General features: G+C 72.3%; 17 protein-coding genes. 4 read left to right on the forward strand and 13 right to left on the reverse strand.

Going from position 1 to position 22,586, the window contains the following annotated elements; all coding sequences use genetic code 11:
• Positions 1 to 83 precede the first annotated feature (83 nt).
• The 4 genes from ACFY9V_RS13905 to proS all read right to left on the reverse strand — a co-directional run bounded on the left by ACFY9V_RS13905 (position 84) and on the right by proS (position 3,129).
• Positions 84 to 323 (reverse strand): RNA-binding protein, encoded by a 240-nt coding sequence (locus tag ACFY9V_RS13905; protein ID WP_355346386.1) that lies wholly within the window; start codon positions 321 to 323, stop codon positions 84 to 86.
• A 2-nt stretch (positions 324 to 325) separates the two neighbouring features.
• A complete protein-coding gene (gene rpsP, locus ACFY9V_RS13910; RefSeq protein ID WP_355346383.1) occupies positions 326 to 778 on the reverse strand; it encodes a 30S ribosomal protein S16 in 453 nt (150 codons plus the stop codon).
• Between the two features lie 149 nt (positions 779 to 927).
• The gene (locus ACFY9V_RS13915) at positions 928 to 1,518 is read right to left on the reverse strand and encodes a hypothetical protein (RefSeq protein WP_188281222.1); all 591 of its coding nucleotides are present in this window, start codon (positions 1,516 to 1,518) and stop codon (positions 928 to 930) included.
• A gap of 198 nt (positions 1,519 to 1,716) precedes the next feature.
• The gene (gene proS / locus ACFY9V_RS13920; protein ID WP_391161453.1) at positions 1,717 to 3,129 is read right to left on the reverse strand and encodes a proline--tRNA ligase; all 1,413 of its coding nucleotides are present in this window, start codon (positions 3,127 to 3,129) and stop codon (positions 1,717 to 1,719) included.
• Positions 3,130 to 3,341: 212 nt separating this feature from the next.
• On the opposite strand from proS, the gene ACFY9V_RS13925 reads away from it, so the two are divergent.
• Together ACFY9V_RS13925 and ACFY9V_RS13930 are read left to right on the forward strand one after the other, a co-directional pair.
• Positions 3,342 to 4,217 (forward strand): SAM-dependent methyltransferase, encoded by an 876-nt coding sequence (locus ACFY9V_RS13925; protein ID WP_391161454.1) that lies wholly within the window; start codon positions 3,342 to 3,344, stop codon positions 4,215 to 4,217.
• A 263-nt stretch (positions 4,218 to 4,480) separates the two neighbouring features.
• The gene (locus ACFY9V_RS13930; protein ID WP_355346374.1) at positions 4,481 to 4,987 is read left to right on the forward strand and encodes a DUF402 domain-containing protein; all 507 of its coding nucleotides are present in this window, start codon (positions 4,481 to 4,483) and stop codon (positions 4,985 to 4,987) included.
• Between the two features lie 64 nt (positions 4,988 to 5,051).
• Here ACFY9V_RS13930 and ACFY9V_RS13935 read toward each other — a convergent pair whose 3' ends face one another.
• From ACFY9V_RS13935 to ACFY9V_RS13960, 6 genes are all read right to left on the reverse strand, one after another.
• The gene (locus ACFY9V_RS13935; protein ID WP_391161455.1) at positions 5,052 to 5,576 is read right to left on the reverse strand and encodes a GNAT family N-acetyltransferase; all 525 of its coding nucleotides are present in this window, start codon (positions 5,574 to 5,576) and stop codon (positions 5,052 to 5,054) included.
• Between the two features lie 72 nt (positions 5,577 to 5,648).
• On the reverse strand, positions 5,649 to 7,208 hold the full coding sequence (gene ffh / locus ACFY9V_RS13940) for a signal recognition particle protein (RefSeq protein ID WP_391050350.1): 1,560 nt from the start codon (positions 7,206 to 7,208) through the stop codon (positions 5,649 to 5,651).
• 135 nt (positions 7,209 to 7,343) lie between these two features.
• The gene (locus ACFY9V_RS13945) at positions 7,344 to 9,779 is read right to left on the reverse strand and encodes a [protein-PII] uridylyltransferase (protein WP_391161456.1); all 2,436 of its coding nucleotides are present in this window, start codon (positions 9,777 to 9,779) and stop codon (positions 7,344 to 7,346) included.
• 70 nt (positions 9,780 to 9,849) lie between these two features.
• A complete protein-coding gene (locus tag ACFY9V_RS13950) occupies positions 9,850 to 10,188 on the reverse strand; it encodes a P-II family nitrogen regulator (protein WP_355346362.1) in 339 nt (112 codons plus the stop codon).
• Positions 10,185 to 11,522, reverse strand: a complete 1,338-nt coding sequence (locus ACFY9V_RS13955) for an ammonium transporter (RefSeq protein ID WP_391050352.1) — start codon at positions 11,520 to 11,522, stop codon at positions 10,185 to 10,187. The genes ACFY9V_RS13950 and ACFY9V_RS13955 overlap by 4 nt, the downstream gene beginning before the upstream one ends.
• A 373-nt stretch (positions 11,523 to 11,895) precedes the next feature.
• Positions 11,896 to 13,380 carry a hypothetical protein gene (locus tag ACFY9V_RS13960; protein ID WP_355346356.1) on the reverse strand — a complete coding sequence of 495 codons (1,485 nt, stop codon included), beginning with the start codon at positions 13,378 to 13,380 and terminating at the stop codon, positions 11,896 to 11,898.
• A gap of 311 nt (positions 13,381 to 13,691) precedes the next feature.
• Here ACFY9V_RS13960 and ACFY9V_RS13965 point away from each other — a divergent pair, with 311 nt between their 5' ends.
• Entirely contained in the window at positions 13,692 to 14,390 is a 699-nt protein-coding gene (locus tag ACFY9V_RS13965; protein WP_391161457.1) for a bifunctional DNA primase/polymerase, read from the forward strand.
• A 154-nt stretch (positions 14,391 to 14,544) separates the two neighbouring features.
• Here ACFY9V_RS13965 and ftsY read toward each other — a convergent pair whose 3' ends face one another.
• Complete coding sequence (ftsY, locus tag ACFY9V_RS13970; RefSeq protein WP_391050355.1) at positions 14,545 to 15,753, reverse strand: signal recognition particle-docking protein FtsY; 1,209 nt, start codon at positions 15,751 to 15,753, stop codon at positions 14,545 to 14,547.
• A gap of 305 nt (positions 15,754 to 16,058) precedes the next feature.
• Between ftsY and ACFY9V_RS13975 the strand changes: the two genes are divergently transcribed.
• Positions 16,059 to 17,045, forward strand: coding sequence for an LLM class flavin-dependent oxidoreductase (locus tag ACFY9V_RS13975; protein ID WP_188281234.1), 987 nt, complete (start codon positions 16,059 to 16,061; stop codon positions 17,043 to 17,045).
• Positions 17,046 to 17,124: 79 nt separating this feature from the next.
• On the opposite strand, the gene ACFY9V_RS13980 is transcribed toward ACFY9V_RS13975, so the two are convergent.
• Together ACFY9V_RS13980 and ACFY9V_RS13985 are read right to left on the reverse strand one after the other, a co-directional pair.
• Positions 17,125 to 18,540 carry a sugar porter family MFS transporter gene (locus ACFY9V_RS13980; protein WP_355346347.1) on the reverse strand — a complete coding sequence of 472 codons (1,416 nt, stop codon included), beginning with the start codon at positions 18,538 to 18,540 and terminating at the stop codon, positions 17,125 to 17,127.
• Between the two features lie 108 nt (positions 18,541 to 18,648).
• Positions 18,649 to 22,524 (reverse strand): AAA family ATPase, encoded by a 3,876-nt coding sequence (locus ACFY9V_RS13985; RefSeq protein ID WP_391161458.1) that lies wholly within the window; start codon positions 22,522 to 22,524, stop codon positions 18,649 to 18,651.
• Positions 22,525 to 22,586: the final 62 nt, after the last annotated feature.

Raw genomic sequence — 22,586 nt, forward strand, 5'->3', positions numbered from 1 at the left:
ATGAAAAGGGTACGAACGCGGCGCGGGCCGGGAGCGGCGACTGCCACCCCCGGCCCGCGCCGGTGTTCTCTGTGTCGGCCCGCTCAGCGAACCTGGTCCACGTCGACGAGGTCGACACGGACACCACGGCCGCCGAGGGCGCCCACGACGGTACGCAGCGCGCGGGCGGTACGGCCGTTGCGGCCGATCACCTTGCCGAGGTCGTCGGGGTGCACCCGGACCTCGAGCACGCTGCCGCGACGCAGGGTGCGCATACCCACGTGCACATCGTCAGGATTGTCGACGATGCCCTTCACGAGGTGCTCAAGGGCCTCCTCGAGCATGCTCAGGCCTCGGTCGACTCGGCCGCGGCCGGAGCCTCGGCGGTGTCATCGGCCTTCTTCTCGGACTTCTCGGACTTCTTCGCCTTCGGGGTGATCGCCTCACCCTTGGGCTCGTCCGCGCTGTCCTTGGCGGCGGCCTCGAAGAGGGCGCGCTTGTCGGCCTTCGGCTCGGCGACGAGCAGCGGTGCCGGGGCGTCGAGGCCCTTGTACTTCTGCCAGTCGCCGGTGAGCTTCAGGATGGCGAGCACGGGCTCGGTCGGCTGGGCGCCGACGGAGAGCCAGTACTGCGCGCGGTCCGAGTCGACCTCGATGCGCGAGGGGTTCTGCACCGGGTGGTACAGGCCGATCTCCTCGATGGCCCGGCCGTCACGGCGGGTACGGGAGTCGGCGACGACGATGCGGTAGTGAGGCGAACGGATCTTGCCCAGACGCTTCAGCTTGATCTTGACTGCCACGGGAGTGGGTTCTCCTGGAATTGACGTGTTTGGGCACGGCGGACTTCCACGTGGGGTTGTGGGAGTCGTCGCGCCCGGTGGACGCGTCAGCCGAAGGAGAGAGGGTTCCTGCACGGCTGTCGAGTTCTCGACTGGACATTCTGCCACACTCAGCCGACCCCGACGACCTCCGGGATCCGGAACGGCTGCCCGCAGGCCCCGCACATGATGGGCGCCTGGGCCAGCACCGACGGGACGACCCGGACATTGCGCCCGCAGTCGCACACGGCCTTGACCCGTACCCCGCCGCCCGACGAGCCGTGCCTGGCGGCCGGCCCGCGGAAGGAGCGTGCGGTGTCGGCGGTGGTGGCCACGGTGTGCGCCTTGAGGGCGCGCTGTAGCCGGTCGATGGTGACCCGGTAACGCTTCCGGGTGTCCGGGCGCATCACCACGAGGGAGAAGCCGCTGCTCGGGTGCGGCTCCTCCGCGTGATCGAGGCCCATTTCGTCGGCGATGGCCAGGAATCGGCGGTTGTGGTAGCGGCCGGCACGCGAGGTGTCACGGATTCCGCGGGCAGCGGCGATCCCGTGCACGGCCTCGTGCAGCAGCCTTTCGAAGGAGAGCTCGTTGCCGCAGGCGGACGACGACTCTCCGATCAGGGACTCGGGCGCGGCCAGGTCGGGCAGCTCGGGATGGTGCCGTTGAATATCGGCCCAGGCGACTGCCAGCTCGGCGGCGAGAACAGGTGGTGTCGTGCTCACGCCGTGACAACGAGCCGGGCGCTCCCGGTGTTCCGATACCGGGCTACCGTAAATAATTTGCACTGATCGGTCAGTTCCGGATGATGCGCATGACGAAGGGCGGGTGTGCAGGTCTGTGGAGAACCCGCGCACCCGCCCCATCGACGGACGATTCACATATAACGCACGCCGCTTTTCGGTCAGCGGACGCGAGCGGCCTCAGTAGGCGCGCGCGACGATCGCCAGCGTGCCCGGGGTGTCATCGGCATCCGGCACCGAACCGTCGGGCGCGACCAGGCAGCGTACGGAAACGCCCTGCTCAGCCAGCTTGGCCTCGCCCTCGGGGCCGAGGTCGGCCCAGGGGATGCGGGCCCAGCCGGTGGCGGCGGCCTCGGCGGCCTCCTCGATCGTCGTGACGTCCACGGTGCGGGACGTCCGGCGCTCGCGGGACTCGCGCAGCAGCGTCGCCTGGTCCTCTTCGAGCACCTTGGGCAGCAGGTCGGCCAGGGTGTCGATCGCGACCGGCTCCTTGCCGCCGGGAATCCGGCGGGCCAGCATCGCGGTGCCCGCCTCCAGGTCGCGCGGCCCGATCTCGACGCGGACGGGCACGCCCTTCAGCTCCCAGTCGACCGCGCGGCGGCCGAAGGGGGTGTCGGTACGGTCGTCCACGTGCACGCGCAGCCCGGCCGCGCGCAGCGTCTCGCCGATCTCCCGCACCTTGGCGACGACCGCCTCGTCGCCCTTGATCGCCAGCACCACGACCTGGGTCTGCGCGAGCCTCGGCGGCACCCGCAGCCCGTTGTCGTCGCCGTGTGTCATCACCAGGGCGCCGATCATCCGCGTCGTGCTGCCCCAGGACGTCTGCCAGACGTGCTCCTGCGTGCCGTCCTTCGACAGGTACTGCGTGTCGAACGCCTTGGCGAAGTTCTGCCCCAGTTCGTGGCTGGTGCCGAGCTGGAGCGCCTTGCCGTCACCCATCATCCCTTCCAGGGTGAGGGTGTTGATCGCGCCCGCGAACCGCTCCTTGGCGGTCTTGCGGCCGAGGACGACGTCCATCGCCAGCACGTTCTCCATGAAGTCCGCGTAGACGTCCTTCTGGATCCGGGCGGCGTAGGCGCGCGCGTCCTCGTACGTGGCGTGGGCGGTGTGGCCCTCCTGCCAGAGGAATTCGGTGGTGCGCAGGAACAGCCGCGGGCGCAGCTCCCAACGGACCACGTTCGCCCACTGGTTGATCAGCAGCGGCAGGTCGCGGTAGCTCTGCACCCACTTGGAGAAGTACTCGTTGATGATCGTCTCGGACGTGGGCCGGACGACGATCGGCTCTTCCAGCTCCTTGCCGCCGGCGTGCGTGACGACCGCGAGCTCGGGCGCGAAGCCCTCGACGTGCTCGGCCTCGCGCGTCAGGTACGACTGCGGGATGAAGAGCGGGAAGTACGCGTTCTGCGCGCCCGCTTCCTTGATCCGCGCGTCCATGTCCTGCTGCATCCGCTCCCACAGGCCGTAGCCGTAAGGCCGGATGACCATGGTGCCGCGCACCGGGCCGTTGTCGGCCAACTCGGCCTTGCTGATCAGGTCCTGGTACCAGCGCGGGAAATCGTCCGCCTGGGGGGTGAGAACGGGAGCCTTTGCCATGACGCAGATGTTACGGCCCCGCCCGCCCCGAGCGTGAATCGGTCCGGTCGGCCCCGGGACCGGTGCGGCGCCTGGGCGGGTAGTTCCAAAAATGGGCACTCCGGACCCTGGACGGCGTCGGGATTCAGCAGTTGTCTGGCTTTCGGGGACGCAAGCGGCAGGTACGGCACCACGGGGGCAAAACGACGGCGCACATCTGATTGGGGCGGTCGATGGCTTCTACGCTCTATCGCGGAACCAGGTCCGACGCGGAGAGCAGGGCGCGGGACTGGGCGGAGATCCAGGAACGGATGCTCGTCCCGCTGTACGAGAGCGTGTACGACCGGCTGGAGGTCGGCGCGGACACCCGGTTACTGGGCCTCGGCTGCGGCGCGGGGCTCGCGCTGCTGCTGGCGGCGGACCGGGGCGCGGCCGTCACCGGCTTCGAGACGGACGAGCAGCGGCTGGCGCTGGCCCGCGAGCGGCTGCTTCCCGCGCATCCCTGGGGCGGACCGGCGCGCGCCCGGGGCAGGACGCGGCTGACGGCGGGTGTTCCGCACCGGCTCACCGGCGGCTTCGACCTGGTCACGGCCTTCGACCCGGCGGCTCCGGCGGCCGAGTTGCTGCCGTCGCTGTGCGCCGCCGCGGCCACGGCGGACCCGGACACCGCGATCGTCCTGGCGGGCTGGGGTCCGCCCGAGCGGTGCGCGACCTCGCGGGTCCTGCGGGTGGCGACGCGGCTGGCGGAGCCGCGCGGGCCCGCCGCCCGGGAGGTACGGCTCAGCGGCCGGGACGACCTGGAGAATCTGGCGCTCGCCGCGGGGCTGCGCCCTGACGGCTCGGGGCGGGTGTCCTGCCCCTTCGGCTACCCGGATCTGCCGAGCGCGGTGCGCGGTCTGCTCTCCACCGGGCTCTTCGACGCGGCGGTCGAGGCCACCGACCGGCAGCAGGTCGACAAGGAGATCGCCGAGGCGCTGCACCCGTACCGGCGGCCGGACGGCTCGGTGCGGATGGAGAACGTCTTCCGGTATCTGATCGTCCGCACGCCGGACGCGGGTGATCCCGGCGCAGACCGGCCCGGCGGGCAGGCCGCGCGGAGGCGGGCGTAGGCGGGCGTAGGTAAAATCTTGCCCCGCTCCGATAACGGGTCCGCGTCCGAACCCGCGCCGGCGTCGTATACGAAGCGGCGCACGCGGTCCGGCCGGCCCACCCGCCGAAACCTCGCGGGGCCGTAGGAATCCGGTGGTCCGCTGGCATCCGGTGGCTCGCGCAGAACCAGGCGGTCCGCAGGCATCCGGTGGCTCGCGGGGAACCAGGCGGTCCGCGGAAATTCGGTGGCCCGCCCCGCCGCGCGTCGGACAGGGTCGGCGGCATGCCCGACACTCCCCCGCCGCTCCCGGCCGCCGCCCCGACCACCGTCCGTCTGACGAAGGCCGGCCGCGAGAAGCGCCGCTATCCCGCAACCGTGCTGCACGACGACGGCGTACGCGTGACCGTACGCGCCGACTGGGCGGCGCCCGAGGCCAGGGACTTCGGCTTCGTCCGCTTCGAGCCCGGCGACGTGTTCACCGAGACCTACTGGCGCGACCGCTGGTACGCCGTGAAGGAGGTGCGCGACGGGCGCGGCTGCCTCAAGGGCTGGTACTGCGACATCGCCAGGCCCGCGCTCGTGGCCGCCGACGGCCTCACCGTCGAGGATCTGGACCTCGACCTGTGGGTGTCCGCCGACGGCACGGCCGTACTGCGCCTGGACGAGGACGAGTTCGCGGCGAGCGGCCTGCCGGGCACCGACCCCGAGGCCGCGGGGCGGGCCGTCCGCGCGCTGGACGAACTGGAGGCGCTGGCACGGGCCGGAGGGCTGCGCGGGCTGCTGGCCTGAGCGCCGGGCCCTGCGACCGCACCCCCGCGGATACGGATACGGGTACGCGTACGGCGGCCGGTCGTCAGTCGGACGGCAGGCCCGGCCACTCCTCGGCGGTGAGCGCGAACCGCTCGTGGTCGCGCCACGCGTCGTTGATGAAGAGCATGCGCGGCGAGAAGCCCTCGTGGCGGAAACCGAGCCGCTTGGCCATCGCGACCGAACGGCTGTTGTCCGGCTGGACGTTGATCTCCAGGCGGTGCAGCCCGAGCCCGTTCGGATAGCTGGTGAAGCAGCGGTCCACCACCAGCCGCAGCCCCTCGCTCATCCGGCCGGTGCCGTTGTACGGCAGGTAACTGTCGTAGCCCAGCGCGGCGTTGCGGAAGCGGGCCCGCACGATGTTGGCGACATTGCACTTGCCGACCAGGCCGCCGTCCTCGTCGTTGACGATGAGGAAGGTCCGCAGCTCGCCGCCCTGCTGCCGCAGCAGCTCGTGGAAGCCGTCCGGGTCCACCGGATTCCACGGTCTGAGGTGTTCCGCCGAGCGCAGCACCGCCGCGCGGTGGGCTTCGGCGTCTGCGGGCCTGGGCTCTCGAATGGAAACGCGCATGCGCCCATCATCGCCTCCCGTACGGCGTGCGCGCCTGCGGGATGCGCACGCCGCCGGGTCCCGTCACCGGGCTCAGCCCATGAACTTCTTGAACTCGTCGGGCAGTTCGAAGTTCTCGCCGCCCGGGGGCAGACCGAACGGGCTGTCGCCCTCCTGCCCCTGGCCCTGCTGCTCGCGGCGGGCGGCGGCAGCCGCGGCCTCCGCCTTGCGCTTCATCGGGTTGCCCGACTGCCGCTTGCCCTTGGCCTGCTTCTGCTGCTTCTTCTGCCGCCCCGGACCGCCGCCCATGCCGGGCATCCCCGGCATTCCGGGCATACCGCCGCCCTGGGCCATCCGCGACATCATCTTGCGCGCCTCGAAGAACCGCTCCACCAGGCCCTTGACCGCGCTGACCTCGACGCCGGAGCCCTTGGCGATACGGGCGCGGCGCGAGCCGTTGATGATGTGCGGGTCCTGCCGCTCGCCGGGCGTCATCGACTTGATGATCGCGGCGGTGCGGTCGACGTCCTTCTCGTCCAGATTGTTGATCTGGTCCTTGATCTGGCCCATGCCCGGCAGCATGCCGAGCAGCTTGGAGATGGAGCCCATCTTGCGGACCTGCTCCATCTGGGCCAGGAAGTCGTCGAGCGTGAAGTCCTTGCCGCCCTTGCTGCTCTGCAGCTTGGCGGCCATCTTCTCGGCCTCGGCCTGGCTGAAGGTCTGCTCGGCCTTCTCGATCAGCGACAGCATGTCGCCCATGCCCAGGATCCGGGAGGCCATCCGGTCCGGGTGGAACGCGTCGAAGTCGTCCAGCTTCTCGCCGTTCGACGCGAACATGATCTGCTTGCCGGTGACGTGCGCGATCGACAGCGCGGCGCCGCCTCGGGCGTCGCCGTCCAGCTTGGACAGCACCACGCCGTCGAAGCCGACGCCGTCGCGGAACGCCTCCGCGGTGTTGACCGCGTCCTGGCCGATCATCGCGTCGACGACGAAGAGGATCTCGTCGGGGCGTACGGCGTCGCGGATGTCCGCGGCCTGCCGCATCAGCTCCTCGTCGACACCGAGGCGGCCCGCGGTGTCGATCACGACGATGTCGTACTGCTGGGTCTTCGCGAACTCGATGGAGTCCCCGGCGACCTTGACGGGGTCGCCCACCCCGTTGCCCGGCTCGGGCGCGTAGACGGCGACGCCCGCGCGCTCGGCGACGACGCTGAGCTGGTTGACGGCGTTGGGGCGCTGGAGGTCGCAGGCGACCAGCAGCGGGGTGTGTCCCTGGCCCTGGAGCCACTTGCCGAGCTTTCCTGCGAGCGTCGTCTTACCGGCGCCCTGGAGGCCCGCGAGCATGATCACGGTCGGCGGCTGCTTGGCGAACCTCAGGCGGCGGGTCTCGCCGCCGAGGATGCCGACCAGTTCCTCGTTGACGATCTTGACGATCTGCTGCGCGGGATTGAGCGCCTTGGAGACCTCCGCGCCCAGGGCGCGCTCCTTGACGTTCGCGATGAAGGAGCGCACCGCGGGGAGGGCGACGTCGGCTTCGAGCAGCGCGATCCGGATCTCGCGCGCGGTGGCATCGATATCCGCCTCGGACAGACGGCCTTTGCCCCGGAGGTTTTTGAAGGTTGCTGCAAGGCGGTCGGAGAGGGTATCGAACACGTCGGTCGTGGATCCTCGCGTCGGGGGTGGGCGGTGGTCGTCCTCAAGGGTACTTGGCCGACCCCCGTTCGGTTCGCCCCGGATTCATTGTCGCCGCCGTGACCGCGATTCATCGCCGCCGCCGCGACCGCCCCGTCACCGCAGCGCCTTCTCGACCTGGCGGGCCACCTCGGCCGCGCGGGCGGGCGGCAGCGGCTCGCCGTCCTTGCCGACGACGTAGAAGGCGTCGACCGCGTTGGCGCCCAGGGTGGAGATGCGCGCGGAGCGGACGGTGACGGCGGTGGCGGTCAGGGCGAGGCCGATGCGGTGCAGCAGGCCGGGGGCGTCGTGGGCGCGGACTTCGAGGACGGTGGCGGTCTGCGAGGTGCCGCCGGGGGCGACGCTGACGCGGGGCGGCGGCGGGGTGATGCCGCGCCGCCGCGGATAGGCGGCCTCCCGCTCGGCGAGCCTGGCCTCGATGTCCAGGGTGCCCTCGACGGCGCGGGCGAGGTCGGCGCGGAGCCTGGCGGCCTCGGGCAGCGCGCCGTACTCGGCGGAGACCCGCCAGGTCAGCAGCGCGATCGGGCCCTCGCCGAGGGGGTCGACGGCGCGCAGGTCGGCGGCCCTGACGGTGAGCCGGTGCAGGGCGAGGACGCCCGCGGCCTGGGCGACCAGCCCGGGCCGGTCGGGGACGGCGAGGACGAGTTCCACGCCCAGCGCCTCGTCCTGGGCGTCGCCCTCGGCCTCGGGCTCGGTGTGGGCGTGCAGCGCCAGCACCGGGCCGCCGGTGCGGGCGGCCTCGATGACCAGGCGTTCCTCCTCGGCGGTGGGCTCACGGTCGGCGACCTGCGGCAGCGCTCCGCTGTCGAGCGCCCCGGCGACCCGGTCGACCAGGTCGGCCAGGAGCGAGGCCCGCCAGGTGCTCCAGGCGGCGGGCCCGGTGGCCAGCGCGTCGGCCTCGGTGAGGGCGGCGAGCAGTTCCAGCGTGGAGGTGTCCCGTACGGTCTCGGCGACCGACCGGATGGTCTCGGGGTCGTCGAGGTCGCGGCGGGTCGCGGTGTCGATGAGCAGCAGGTGGTGGCGGACCAGCAGGGCGAGGGTGTCGACGTCGGCCTCGTGGAAGCCGATCCGGGTGGCGACGTCGCGGGCGATGACCTCGCCCGCCTCGCTGTGGTCGCCGGGCCAGCCCTTGCCGATGTCGTGCAGCAGCGCGGCGGTCAGCAGCAGGTCGGGGCGGCCGACGCGGCGGGTCAGCTCGGCGGCCTGCACGGCGGTCTCCACCAGGTGCCGGTCGACGGTGAAGCGGTGTACGGCGTTGCGCTGCGGGCGGCAGCGGACCCGCTCCCAGTCGGGCAGGAGCCGGGTGATCAGCCCTTCGGCCTCCAGCGCCTCCCAGACCTGGACGGTGGACTCACCGGCGCCCAGCAGCGTCACGAGCTGTTCGCGGGCCTCCCCCGGCCACGGCACGGGCAGCGGCTTGGCCGACGCGGCGAGCCTGCGGACGGCGTGCAGCGACAGCGGCAGCCCGGCCTGGGCCGCGGCCGCCGCGGCGCGCAGCGCCAGGACGGGGTCGCGGTCGGGTCTGGCGGCCAGCGCCAGCACGGCCTCGCCCTCCTGCTCCACGACGCCGTCGGCCAGCGGTACGCGCTCGGGGGTGTGGACGGCGGCGGGGGTCGTACGGCCGCGGCCGAGCAGTCCGCGGCGGCGGGGGCGCTGCTGGCGTGAGCGCAGGACGCGGCCGACCTCGCGCCAGGTGACGTCGGAGGCGTACGCGATCCGCCGGGCGGCCTCGTAGACCTGGCGCAGCAGCGCGTCGGCGTCGAGCAGGCCGAGGGCGTCGGCGACCTGGTCCTGCTCCTGGAGGGCGAGCCGGTCGGTGGCGCGGCCGGTGGCCAGGTGCAGGGCGTCGCGGGCGTCCAGCAGGGTGGTGCGGGCCTCTTCGAGGCCCTCGCGGGGCGCGTCGGCGAGCCAGGAGGCGGCGACGGCCCGCAGGGCGGTGGCGTCGCGCAGGCCGCCGCGGGCCTCCTTGAGGTCGGGTTCCAGCAGGTACGACAGCTCGCCCTGGCGTTCGGCGCGCTCCTGGCACATCTCGTGCAGCGCGGGCAGCCGCTTGGGTGCCTGATTGCGCCAGTCGGCCAGGACGCTGCTGCGCAGGGCCGCGGTGAGCGCGGAGTCGCCCGCGATGTGCCGGGCGTCGAGCAGGCCGAGCTGGACCTTGAGGTCCTCCCCCGCGGTCTGCCGGGCCTCCGCCGGGGTGCGTACCGAGTGGTCCAGGGCCAGGCCGAGGTCCCAGACCGGGTACCAGATGCGGTCGGCGAGGGCCGCGACGGTCTTCTGCGAGTCGTGCAGCAGCACCAGGTCGAGGTCGCTGCGCGGTGACAGCTCGCCGCGCCCGTAGCCGCCGACGGCCAGCAGGGCGAAGCCCGTGGTGCCGGTGGCCGCCGCGGCCTCGGTGGCGAGCTGCGCGAGCCACTGGTCGGTGAGGGCGGCCAGGGCCGCACGGCGCGGCGGCCCGGACCGCGCCTCCTCGTTGAGGAGACGCAGCCGGGCCGCCGCGTAACTGCTGTCCTGCGCTTCGACGCTGTCGGTCACTCGTTCTCCACGCTGGGGGCCAATGGTGTGGTCCTGGTGCCCCTCCCGGCGAACACCGCCGGTCACGGCACTAAAGCGCGTCGGGGCCGCGCTCGCCGGTGCGGACCCTGACGGCCGTGTCGACCGGCAGACTCCACACCTTGCCGTCACCGATCTTGCCGGTTCTGGCCGCTTTCACGATCACTTCGATGAGCTGTTCGGCGTCCGCGTCCTCCGCCAGTACCTCTATGCGGATCTTCGGCACCAGGTCGACGGTGTACTCCGCGCCCCGGTAGACCTCGGTGTGTCCGCGCTGCCGACCGTAGCCGCTGGCCTCGGTGACCGTGAGGCCGTGGACGCCGAACGCCTGGAGTGCTTCCTTGATCTCGTCGAGCCGGTGGGGCTTCACGACGGCGGTGATGAGCTTCACGCGTCCACCTTCTTGCTGGAGGCGTCCGCCTCGCTGTTCGCACCGGGCACGGGGACGGAGGACCGGCCGCCGACACCCGCGAAGTCGTACGCGGTCTCGGCGTGCAGGACCTGGTCGACGCCGGTGACCTCTTCGTCGTCGGTGACCCGGAAGCCCATGGTGACATCGATGAGCTTGGCGAGGATCGCGGCGCACACCAGGGAGTAGCCGAGGACCGCGCCGACACCGATGAACTGGAGGCCGAGCTGGTGCCAGCCGCCCCCGTAGAAGACGCCCTTGGCGGTCTGGCCGACGCCGCCGGTGGCGAAGAAGCCGATGAGCAGGGAGCCGACGATGCCGCCGACCATGTGGACGCCGACGACGTCGAGCGAGTCGTCGTAGTTGAAGCGGTACTTCAGGCCGACGGCCGCGGCGCAGGCGACACCGGCGATCAGACCGACGGCGATGGCGCCGAGCGGGGAGACCGAGCCGCAGGCCGGGGTGATGGCGACCAGACCGGAGACCGCGCCGGACGCGGCGCCCAGGGTGGTGAAGGAGCCGTGCCTGATCCGCTCGTAGATCAGCCAGCCGAGCATCGCGGCGGCGGTGGCGACCTGGGTGTTGGTGAAGGCCACGGCGGCGACGCCGTCGGAGCCGAGCCAGGAGCCCGCGTTGAAGCCGAACCAGCCGAACCACAGCAGGCCGCAGCCGAGCATGACCAGCGGGAGGCTGTGCGGGCGCATCGGGTCCTTCTTGAACCCGTTGCGCTTGCCGATCACGAGGATGACTCCGAGGGCCGCGGCGCCGGCGTTGATGTGCACCGCGGTACCACCGGCGAAGTCGATGACACCCTTCTTGAACAGCCAGCCGTCGGAGGCCCACACCCAGTGCGCGACCGGGAAGTAGACGACCGTGGCCCACAGGGTGATGAACAGCGCCCAGGCGGTGAACTTGACGCGGTCGGCGAGGGCGCCGCTGATCAGCGCCGGGGTGATGATCGCGAACATGAGCTGGAAGACGGCGAAGACATAGACCGGGATGCCGTATCCGGGCCAGAGCTCCGAGATACCGATACCGCGCATGCCCAGCCAGTCGGTGCCGCCCATGAAGCCGCTACCGCTGTCGAAGGCGAAACTGAATCCGTACAGCGTCCAGAGAATGGTGATGATGCCCAGACTGATAAAACTCATCATCAACATGTTCAGGGCGCTCTTGACGCGCACCATGCCGCCGTAGAAGAAGGCGAGACCTGGGGTCATCACCATCACTAGGGCGGCGCTGATCAGCATGAACGCCGTACTTCCGGTATCGAGCTTGGGCGCATCCGCGGCCAGCGTGATGATGGCTGGTGCCATCGGCGTCTCCTCGTCATCCGAACGGCCCGTGCGGGCGGTGCAAGGGTTGGGCCGGTTTTCGCCAAGAGATTCGCTCAGGCGGGTTTCCGACGATGCCGCACGGTGTTTCGGCGCCGTGACGAAGAAGTCGCGCGTGTTACGTGAAGGTGAACCGGCCGCACGTGACCGGAAGGCTGTATACGCGTGTGACGTGGGATGGGATACGAAGCGGATACGGACCGGCCACGAGTCGGGGAAGCCGGTCGGATACCCGTCGGTATACGGGACGGCCGGGACAGGCGTGACAGTAATGCCGCGTTACGCGGAGGGCCGAGCCACAGCGGACGCCTCGACGTTTACGCGGACGCGTTGACGTGTACGGACGCGGCGACGTTCACGCGGACGCGGCGACTTCCGGGAGCTCCGCCGAGAGCCGGTCGGAGAGCGCGACGACCTCGGCGACATCGCCGTAGTCGCGTACCGCGGACTGGGTGGTCTTGCGGATACGGGTGTTGACGCGCTCGGAGCGGACCCGCTTGGCGACGGTGATGGCGTGCTCGGTGAAGTGCGCGGCCTGCTCGGGGTTCTGCTGGAGCAGGTGCACGGTGGCCATGCCCACCAGATTGAGCGCGTACGCGCGTTGGTGCACCGGGTCGTCGCTGAACAGCTCGACGGCGCGCTCCATGACGGGGTGCGCGAGGGAGGCGTACGTGGGGCTGCGGCCCGCGATGTAGGCGAGGTCGCGGTAGGAGTGCGCGTTCTCCGCGTTCAGTTCGGCCTCGTTGAAGAAGCTGATCCAGGACGGGTCCTCGGCCGGGCGGGAGTCGCTCCAGGTGTCCTCGGCCATCCGGACGGCGCGGTGGCACTTGTTGACCTGGCCCATGTTGGCGTACGCGCGGGCCTCCAGCGAGTGCAGCATCGCCTGGGTGGTGGCGGTGGCCGAATCCCGACTGCCGTACTGCGCGAGGTGGATGAGCTCCAGGGCGTCGTCCGGCCGGTCCAGGTGGATCATCTGACGGCTCATCGAGGACAGGATGAAGGCGCCGAGCGGCCGGTCGCCCGCTTCCTTGGCCGCGTGCAGCGCGAGGACCAGGTACTTCTGGGCGGTGGGCTGGAGTCCGACGTCGTAGCTCATCCATCCGGCGAGCGCGGCGAGGTCGGCGGTGATCCGGTACAGCCTGCGGGCCACGGCCTCGGGCTGCGGTTCCTGGAGCAGGTCGGTGACCTCGTGGAGCTGGCCGACGACGGCTTTGCGGCGCAGGCCGCCGCCGCACTGATTGTCCCACTCGCGGAACATCACGGTGGTGGACTCCAGGAGCTGCAACTCCTGTTCCGACAGCCGCGAGGGGCGTCCCGCGGTGTCGCGGGGCGCGGTGAGCAGCGGGCCGTCGGCCCCCGATGGGCCCTGCGGGCCGCCCGCGGCGGAGCCGGTGGGCACCAGCCAGCGCTGCATGGGCTCGATGAGCGCGGGGCCCGCGGACAGCGCGAGCGAGGCGCCGAGGAAGCCGCGGCGGCCGAGCATCAGGTCGCTGCGGGAGAACTCGTTGATCAACTGGACGGTCTGCGGGCCCGCCCACGGCAGGTCGACGTCGCCGCCCGCGGCGGGCTGGTGCGCGGAGCGCAGCCCCAGGTCCTCGACAGGCACGACGCAGCCGAAGCGCTCGGAGAACAGCTCGGACAGGATGCGCGGGATGGGCTCGCGGGGCTGCTCGCCGTCGAGCCAGCGGCGCACGCGTGAGGTGTCGGTGCTGACGTGGTGGGCGCCCAACTGGCGTGCCCTGCGGTTCACCTGACGGGCCAGCTCGCCCTTGGACCAGCCACTGCGCACGAACCAGGAGGTCAACTGCGCGTTGGGCTGCTTCTCTTGTGTGCCGCCCACGGTCAAGCCCCCATCCGAACTAGCTCAACCCTTTGGATACCAGGGCTGGTTGAGTCCTGTCGACACCGCACGCACCGCCCTAGGCATGCCTGCGGCACAACCGAGCAGGCGTGCGGACGGCCCTCGTCGGCCTACGAACCGAAAGTAATCCTACGATCACCCGTCCGCGACCGTTGTTGCGGAAACGCCACCATTCGCCACCCCTTCGAATGAACTCGACTATGGCGACAGGCGATTCACTTGACACATGCCGGTCGGACGAGGTCAGGCGGGTGCGTAACCATCGGGCGCGGCGATCCGTTGGAGGTGTCATGGTGTTCACGATCGGCAGCATGCGGGAGATCCGGCAGCAGCGGACCGGAGGGCGGTCCGGGGTTCGGCCCGGCGCGCGCCGGCGAACGCGCGCCGCCGTGTGCACCACTGTCGCGGAGTACACGGGGTTGTGCGGCTGGGCCGTGGTGCCCGGCGCGCGGGCCGCGCGCGGCGGCGGTTCGTGCTCGTGCGGCGCGGACGACTGCAAGGAGCCGGGCGCGCATCCGCTGCCCTTCGCCGACGAGATCCCTGCGGGCACCACGCTTGAGCGGGCCGCCCATGCCTGGTCACAGGTGCCGGGGGCCGCGGTGCTGCTGCCCGCGGGGCGGACCTTCGACGTGCTCGACGTGGCCGAGGCGTCCGGGCGCCGGGCGCTGGTACGGCTGGAGCGGATGGGACTGCGGCTCGGTCCGGTCCTGCTGACGCCGACGGGGCGCGCGCAGTTCTTCGTCGCGCCGGGCGCCGCCGCCGAGCTGCCGCACCTGCTCTACCGGATGGGCTGGGACGACGCGCGCCTCGACCTGCGCTGCCTGGGCCCCGGCGACCATGTGACGGCTCCCCCGTCCGACCTCGGCGGCCACGGCCCGGTCCGCTGGCTGCGCGAGCCGGTCCTCGACTCGGCCGCCCAGCCCCCCGAGGCCCGCCTCCTGCTCGGCACTCTGGCGTACGTCAGCCACCGCGACAGCGCCTTCGCCTGAGCCCTGCCGTCCCGCTCGGCGCTTGCCGCTCGCTCCTCGCCGCCTGCCGCCTGCCGCCTGCCGCCTGCCGCCTGCCGCCTGCCGTACACAACCAGGTACGAGTAAGGGACGCCCACCTGGGTGAGCGCCCCTTACCGCAGCCGTACGACGGGCCCTAGTCCCCGATGAGCGCGTCCACGAAGGCGCCCGGCTCGAACGGGGCAAGGTCGTCGGCGCCCTCGCCGAGGCCGATGAGCTTGACCGGGACGCCCAGCTCCCGCTGGACGGCGACGACGATGCCGCCCTTGGCGGTGCCGTCGAGCTTGGTGAGGACGATGCCGGTGATGTCGACGACCTCGGCGAAGACGCGGGCCTGGACGAGGCCGTTCTGGCCGGTGGTGGCGTCGAGGACGAGCAGCACCTCGTCGACCGGGCCGTGCTTCTCCACGACGCGCTTGACCTTGCCCAGTTCGTCCATCAGGCCGGTCTTGGTGTGCAGGCGGCCCGCGGTGTCGATGAGCACCGCGTCGGCGCCCTCGGCGATGCCTTCCTTGACCGCGTCGAAGGCGATGGAGGCGGGGTCGCCGCCCTCGGGGCCGCGTACCGTACGCGCCCCGACGCGCTCGCCCCAGGTCTGGAGCTGGTCGGCGGCGGCGGCGCGGAAGGTGTCGGCCGCGCCGAGCACGACGCTGTGGCCGTCGGCGACCAGCACGCGGGCGAGCTTGCCCGTGGTGGTGGTCTTGCCGGTGCCGTTGACGCCGACGACCATCAGGACGGCCGGGGACGTCTCGTGGCTCTCGGTGTGCAGGGTGCGGTCCAGCTCCGGGTCGAGGAGCGTGATCAGCTCCTCGCGGAGCAGCCCGCGCAGCTCGTCCGGGGTCCGGGTGCCCAGCACCCGCACGCGGGTGCGCAGCCGCTCCACCAGTTCCTGGGTGGGCGCGACGCCGACGTCCGCGGTGAGCAGGATCTCCTCGATCTCCTCCCACGTGTCCTCGTCGAGGCGTTCGCGGGAGAGCAGCGTGAGCAGCCCCTTGCCCAGCGAGTTCTGCGAGCGCGACAGGCGTGAGCGCAGCCGGACGAGACGTCCCGCCGTGGGCTCCGGCTGTTCGAGCACCGGCGCCTGGGGGACCTGCACCTCCTCCACGGCGTCGGGCGCGGCGGTCGCGCCGGGCAGGGCGACCTCTTCGATGGTCCTGCGGGGCTCCTCCCGCGGGGCCTCGGCCTCGTCACCGACGTGCGGTTCCGCGGGAGGCGCGGTGACGGACGGGCTGCTCGGCGGCGTCGGCGGGAGCTGCCGCTTCTTGCGGCGGCTGCCGACGACCAGTCCACCGGCGCCGAGGATCACGACCAGGGCGATGACTACGGCAAGGACGACGATTTCCATGGTTTCTTTCGGAGCCTTTCACCAGGTCAGGGCGTGTGCATGCTAGCCCACCGACGCTCGGGACCACCGAGGCGTCACGGCTCGGTCAGGCACACGCGCACGTCAACCGTACGGGAAACCCCCCGCCCGCCCAGGACCCGCGCCCGTATCCGCGCCGCGCGGGCGGTGCGCGGGCGGCGAGCGAGCGGCGGACCGCGGCCTTCCCGGCCCGCCCCAGCCGTCCCCGGACCGTCGCGGCCCTGTGAATCTGACGCCGCGTCAGCTAATCTCCGGTCGCCCGCATCCGGCGAAGGGGGCCGTCCGCCATGACCGTGACCGTCGTGCGCATGAATCTGATCGATCCGGGGGCCGAGCCGAAGGCACTCGGCGCACGGTACCGGGCTGCCCTGGAGATGGCCAGGTACGCCGACGAGCACGGCGTCACCACCGTGCAGACCGAGGAGCACCACGGCGCGGAGAACAACTGGCTCTCGGCGCCGCTGGCCTTCGCGGGAGCCGTGCTCGGCGCCACCAGCCGGATCTCGGTGACGGTGTCCGCGCTGATCGGGCCGCTGCACGACCCGCTGCGGCTGGCGGAGGACCTGGCCGTACTGGACCTGGTCAGCGGCGGGCGGCTGGTCACGGTGGCCGGGATCGGCTACCGCCCGGAGGAGTACGCGGCCTTCGGCCAGGACTGGCACCGGCGCGGCGCCCTCCAGGACGAGGTGCTCGACACGCTGATCGCGGCCTGGACGGGCGAGCCCTTCGACTACCGCGGCCGGACCGTACGCGTCACGCCCCGTCCGTACTCCCGGCCGCATCCGCCGCTGCTGATCGGCGGCAGCTCACGGGCCGCGGCCCGCAGGGCGGCCCGGCTCGGCCTGCCGTTCTTCCCCAGCGCGCACCTGCCGGAGCTGGCGGCGTACTACGAGGAGCGGCTGGCCGCGTACGGCACGGAGGGCTGGTGCCTGATGCCCCCTGCCGACGTGCCGCTGCTGCACATCGCGGAGGACCCGGACCGGGCCTGGGCCGAGTACGGCGGGCACCTGCTGCACGAGGCGCGTACCTACGCGTCCTGGCAGTCGGGCGACATCCACTCGGCGGTCCGCTCGGCCGCGTCGGGAGTGGCGGAGCTGCGCGCGGAGGGCGTCTACCGGATCGTCACACCGGCGCAGTGCGTCGCCCTCGCCGAGGCGGGCGGTGACCAGGCGAGCCTGGTGCTGCACCCGCTGTGCGGGGGCATGCCCGTCGACGAGGGCTGGCGGAGCCTGCGGCTGCTCGCGGAGCAGGTGCTCCCCAAGCTCGCCGCGTAGCCTCCGGGGCCCGCGGCCCGGCACCCGGCACCCGGCACCCGGCACCCGGCACCCGGCACCCGGCGAGCTTGGCGCCCGGCTATCCCATCTCCTCCAGCGTCTTGCCCTTCGTCTCCTTCACGAACACCAGCACGAACGGGATGGAGAGCGTCGCGAAGCACGCGTAGATGACGTACGTGCCCGACAGATTCCAGTCCGCCAGGCTCGGGAAGCTCGCGGTGATGGCCCAGTTGGCGATCCACTGCGCGGAGGCGGCGACGCCGAGGGCCGCGGCCCGGATCTTGTTGGGGAACATCTCGCCGAGGAAGACCCAGACGATGACGCCCCACGACAGGGCGAAGAAGAGCACGAAGCAGTGGGCGGCGATCAGGGCGACCGTGCCCTCGGTGTTCGGCAGGGTGGCACCGGACTTGGACGAGAAGGCCCACGCCTCCAGGGCGAGCGCGACGGCCATACCGGTGGAGCCGATCAGCGCCAGCGGCTTGCGGCCGATCCGGTCCACGAAGATCATCGCGATCACCGTGCCGATGATGTTCACGATCGACGTGGTGAAGGAGTAGAAGAACGAGCTGCTGGGGTTGATGCCGACCGACTGCCAGAGCGTGGACGAGTAGTAGAAGGCCACGTTGATGCCGACGAGCTGCTGGAAGACCGACAGGCCGATACCGATCCAGACGATCGGCAGGAAACCGCCGCGGGAGCCGAGCAGGTCCTTGAAGGTCGACTTGTGCTCGCGCCGCATGGCGGTCTCGATCTCGGCGACACGGGCGTCCAGGTCGGTGTCCGAGCCCTCGACATCGGCGAGTACGGCCTTGGCGTCCTGCTCGCGCCCCACGGAGATCAGGAAGCGCGGCGACTCGGGGATCGCGAACGACAGCAGCCCGTAGACCACCGCGGGGATGACCATCACACCGAGCATGACCTGCCACGCCTCCAGGCCGACGATGTGGCCGCGCTGGTCGCCGTGGGCGCCCTTGAGGATGGCGTAGTTGACGAGCTGTGAGACCGCGATGCCGAGCACGATGGCGGCCTGCTGGAACGAGGCGAGCCTGCCGCGGTAGGCGGGCGGCGAGACCTCGGCGATGTAGGCCGGGCCGATGACCGAGGCCATGCCGATCGCGAAGCCGCCGATGATCCGCCACAGGGCCAGGTCCCACAGCGCGAAGGGCAGTGCCGAGCCGACGGCGCTGACGGTGAACATCACCGCGGCGATCTGCATGCAGCGGATACGGCCGATCCGGTCGGCGATCCGGCCCGCGGTCGCGGCGCCGATGGCACAGCCGATCAGGGCGATGGCGATGACCTGGGCGAGCGTGCCGGAGCCGATGTTGTACTTGTCACGGATGGCCTCGACGGCGCCGTTGATGACGGAGCTGTCGTAGCCGAAGAGAAAGCCGCCCATGGCGGCGGCGGCCGTGATGAAGATGATGTGGCCGATGTGCTCCGGCAGCGGGTTGTGATCTGCCGAGGCGGAGGCTCGTGCGGTGCTGGTCAAGATGGCTCCTCGGGCTCGGCGGTGAGCCCTCACATGAGGGTCTGGATCTTCGAGTGTCAGCCGACGCGTCGGTCACCACCACTCGGGAACCGGGCCTGACCCGGAGCCCTACGCGGCCGGCTGCTTGCCGTTCCGCAGCCGCTGGCTGATCACCTTGGAGACACCGTCGCCCTGCATCGATACGCCGTACAGGGCATCGGCGACCTCCATCGTCCGCTTCTGGTGCGTGATCACGATGAGCTGCGAGCTCTCCTGAAGCTCCTCCATGATCCGGATGAGCCGCTGGAGATTGGTGTCGTCCAGCGCGGCCTCGACCTCGTCCATCACATAGAACGGACTCGGCCGTGCCTTGAAGATCGACACCAGCATCGCCACCGCGGTCAGCGAGCGCTCACCGCCCGACAGGAGCGACAACCGCTTGACCTTCTTCCCGGGCGGACGCGCCTCAACCTCCACACCTGTGGTCAGCATGTTGTCCGGGTCGGTGAGCAGCAGCCGACCCTCCCCACCTGGGAAAAGCCGCGAGAAGACGCCCTCGAACTCGCGGGCGGTGTCATGGAAGGCGGCGGTGAAGACCTGCTCCACCCGCTCGTCCACGTCCTTGATCACCTGGAGCAGGTCGGCCCGCGTCCTGCGCAGGTCCTCCAGCTGCTCGGTGAGGAATTTGTGCCGCTCCTCCAGCGCCGCGAACTCCTCAAGCGCCAGCGGGTTGACCTTGCCGAGCTGCGCGTACGCCTTCTCCGCCGCCTTCAGCCGCTTCTCCTGCTCGGGGCGGTGGTACGGGCGCGGCTGGTTGCGCGGGTCCTCCGGGTCCTCGGGCAGGATCTCGCCCTCGGCGGGCGGCGACGGCGGCACGAGCTGGTCGGGGCCGTACTCCGCGACGAGCCCCGCGGGCTCCATGCCGTGCTCCTCCAGCGCCTTGGCCTCCAGCTGCTCGATCCGCATGCGCTTCTCGGCGCCCAGCACCTCGCCCTTGTGGACGTCGCCGGTCAGCCGGTCCAGCTCGCTCTTCAGGTCCCGGCCGCGCCGCCGCTCCTGGCCCAGCTCCGCCTCGCGCTCCGCCCTCGCCTGCTCGGCGGCGGCCCGCTCCTCCTCGGCGCGGCCCAGCGAGATCTGGACGCAGTCCAGCAGCGCCCGGGCGCCCTCCACCACGGCCGCCGCGACGGACGCCTCGTAGGCGAGCCGGGCCCTGCGCTGCTGGGCGCGGGCCCGGGTCTCGCGCTCGGCGCGCGCCGCCCGGTCCAGGCCGTCGGCCCGGCCCGCCAGGCCCTTGACCCGCTCCTCGTGCGTACGGACCTGGAGCCGCGCCTCCATCTCGGTCTGCCGGGCGTTCGCGCCGTCGGCGGACAGCCGGTCCCGTACGGAGGTGTCCGGCTCCTCTTCGCCGGGCTCCTCCTCGGCCTCGCTCAGCCGGTACGACAGCTCCTCGAACTCCTCGCGGGCCGCCGCCAGCGCCTCCTCGGAGCGGCCCACGGCCGCGGCGGCCCGGTCCGCCTCCCCCGCCGCCGCCCTGGCCTGGCCGCCGAACCGGCCCAGCTGCTGCGCGACCGAGGACTTCTCCTTCTCCGCCGCGCGGCGCAGCTGCGTCAGCGCCTCGACCTCGCGCGTCGCCACCGCCCGGCGCTCCTTGGCGTCCTGCTGCTCGGCCGCCAGCGCCGCACAGCGCGCGTCGAGCTGCTCCAGCTCGGCCGCCGCCTCGTCCACCTGCGCCTGCACTTCCAGCAGGCTGGGCGCCTTCGCCGAGCCGCCCTGCGCGAGATGCGCGGACAGCACATCGCCCTCCGCGGTCACCGCGGTCAGCTCGGGACGCCGTCCGACCAGCGCCTCGGCCTCCTCCAGCGACTCCACGACGACGATCCCGTCCAGCAGCCGCCGCACCGCGGGCAGCAGTTCCCCGTCCGCGGCGACCAGCTCCACGGCCCACCGCGCCTGCCCGGGCAGCCCTGCGGCCTCCGGCCTCGGACCCGGCACACCGGCGCCCGCCGTCGCCGCCGGAAGGCGACCCCCGTCACCGGCCACGGCGGAGCCGCCGCCCGCCTGCCCCGGCAGCGCGGCACGCCGCCCGCCCGCTTCGGCCGCGTCCGGCCCCGGGTCGCCGGAAACGCCCGCGTCTGCCGGGCCCGGGCCCGACCCGCCGGACCCCGCCCCGCCCCCGGAAACGCCCCCGCTCGCGAGGCCCTGACCGTCCCCGTCGGCCGCGTCGCGTGCGGCCTCCGTCGGCGGGCGGTGGTCGCGGGCGACGACGGGCTCGGCGGCCGGGGCCGCGAGGAGGAGGGCCGCGCGGCCCGCGTCCTCTTTGCGGAGCAGGCGCAGCGCGTCCGCGGCGGCGGAGGGGCCGGTGACCGCGACGGCGTCGGCGGCGGCGCCGAGCGCGGCGGCGAGCGGGATCTCGTAGCCGGGGGTGACGCGGAGCAGCGCGGCGGCCGAGCCCAGGATGCCGGGCAGGGCGTCGCGCCCCTCGCCCGCGCTGAGCAGCGCGCCGGTGCCGTCCTTGCGGCGGAGCGACGGCGCGAGCGCGTCCCGGCGGGCGGCGACGGCGGCGCGGCGGCGCTCCGCCGCGGTGGCGGCCTCGCGCGCGGCGCTGAACGCCTCCTCCGCCGCGGCCTGTTCGCGGCGCGCGGCCTGGAACCGCTCCTCCAGCTCCGAGTCGTCGGCGTCCAGGCCGTCGACCTGCGCGCGCAGTTCCTCGTACTCGCCCTGCGCGGACTCCGCCCGGTCGCGGGCTTCGTCGCGGGCGGCGGCCAGGCGGCCGATCTCGGCCTCGGCGGAGGCGGCCTTGGAGCGGGCGGCGTTGACCTGGGCGTGCAGCCGGGCCAGGCCCTCACGGCGGTCGGCGATGGCGCGGGCGGCGGTCCTGAGCCGGGCCTCCTCCTCGGCGAGCCGGCGCTCCAGCTCGGCGCGGTGGTCGACGGTGTCGTCCAGGGCGCGCTGGGCCGCGTCCAGCGCCTCGGACAGCTCGGCCTCCTGCTCGCGGATGCGGGCGGCCTCGCGTTCCATGTCCTCCGGGTCCCGGCCGCGCCGCTCCTCGGCGGGCTGGGACGTGGCGTGCCGGTGTCGCTGCTCGGCGAGGCCGATCGTGCCGCGTACGCGTTCGGCGAGCTGGGACAGCGCGTACCAGGTGGCCTGCGCGTCGGTCAGCCGCGGCGACAGGGCGCGTACCTGCTCCTCCAGGCGGGCCTCGCGCTGGACGGCGGCGGCCAGTTCCGTCTCGACGGCGTCGCGGCGCTCCTTGAGCGCGGCCTCGTCGGCGACCTCGGCGCTCAGCGCCTCCCGCAGCGTGACCAGGTCGTCGGCGAGCAGCCGCAGCCGGGCGTCGCGCAGGTCGGCCTGGATGACGGCGGCGCGGCGGGCGACCTGGGCCTGGCGGCCGAGCGGTTTGAGCTGGCGGCGCAGCTCACCGGTGAGGTCCGTCACACGGGCGAGATTGGCCTGCATCGCGTCCAGTTTCCGCAGCGCCTTCTCCTTGCGCTTGCGGTGCTTGAGCACACCCGCGGCCTCCTCGATGAAGGCGCGGCGGCCCATCGGGTCGGCGTGCAGTACGGAGTCGAGCTGGCCCTGGCCGACGATGACGTGCATCTCGCGGCCGATACCGGAGTCGGAGAGAAGTTCCTGGATGTCCAGCAGGCGGCAGGTGTCGCCGTTGAGCTGGTACTCGCTGCCGCCGTTGCGGAACATGATCCGCGTGATGGTGACCTCGGCGTACTCGATCGGCAGGACGCCGTCGCTGTTGTCGATGGTCAGGGACACCTCGGCGCGGCCCAGCGGGGGGCGGCCCGTGGTGCCGGCGAAGATGACGTCCTCCATCTTGCCGCCGCGCAGCGACTTGGCCCCCTGCTCGCCCATGACCCAGGACAGCGCGTCCACCACATTGGACTTGCCGGACCCGTTGGGGCCGACGACGCAGGTGATTCCGGGTTCGAAGCGCAGGGTCGTCGCCGAGGCGAACGACTTGAAACCGCGCAGCGTGAGGCTCTTGAGATGCACGCCGGTCGACTCTACTAGCCGTCCTCGGTTTCACCGAGGAAGGCGCAGGGCACATCATGCGT

The sequence above is a fragment of the Streptomyces sp. NPDC008317 genome (assembly GCF_042955955.1).
Taxonomy (GTDB): domain Bacteria; phylum Actinomycetota; class Actinomycetes; order Streptomycetales; family Streptomycetaceae; genus Actinacidiphila.

What these genes read in the sequence shown, in the direction of transcription:
- ACFY9V_RS13965 (WP_391161457.1), top strand. Translation starts at nt 13,692, where the DNA reads ATGGTGTTCACGATCGGCAGCATGCGGGAGATCCGGCAGCAGCGGACC.
- ftsY (WP_391050355.1), bottom strand. Translation starts at nt 15,753, where the DNA reads ATGGAAATCGTCGTCCTTGCCGTAGTCATCGCCCTGGTCGTGATCCTC.
- ACFY9V_RS13955 (WP_391050352.1), bottom strand. Translation starts at nt 11,522, where the DNA reads ATGGCACCAGCCATCATCACGCTGGCCGCGGATGCGCCCAAGCTCGAT.
- ACFY9V_RS13930 (WP_355346374.1), top strand. Translation starts at nt 4,481, where the DNA reads ATGCCCGACACTCCCCCGCCGCTCCCGGCCGCCGCCCCGACCACCGTC.
- ACFY9V_RS13905 (WP_355346386.1), bottom strand. Translation starts at nt 323, where the DNA reads ATGCTCGAGGAGGCCCTTGAGCACCTCGTGAAGGGCATCGTCGACAAT.
- proS (WP_391161453.1), bottom strand. Translation starts at nt 3,129, where the DNA reads ATGGCAAAGGCTCCCGTTCTCACCCCCCAGGCGGACGATTTCCCGCGC.
- ACFY9V_RS13925 (WP_391161454.1), top strand. Translation starts at nt 3,342, where the DNA reads ATGGCTTCTACGCTCTATCGCGGAACCAGGTCCGACGCGGAGAGCAGG.
- ACFY9V_RS13975 (WP_188281234.1), top strand. Translation starts at nt 16,059, where the DNA reads ATGACCGTGACCGTCGTGCGCATGAATCTGATCGATCCGGGGGCCGAG.
- ACFY9V_RS13935 (WP_391161455.1), bottom strand. Translation starts at nt 5,576, where the DNA reads ATGCGCGTTTCCATTCGAGAGCCCAGGCCCGCAGACGCCGAAGCCCAC.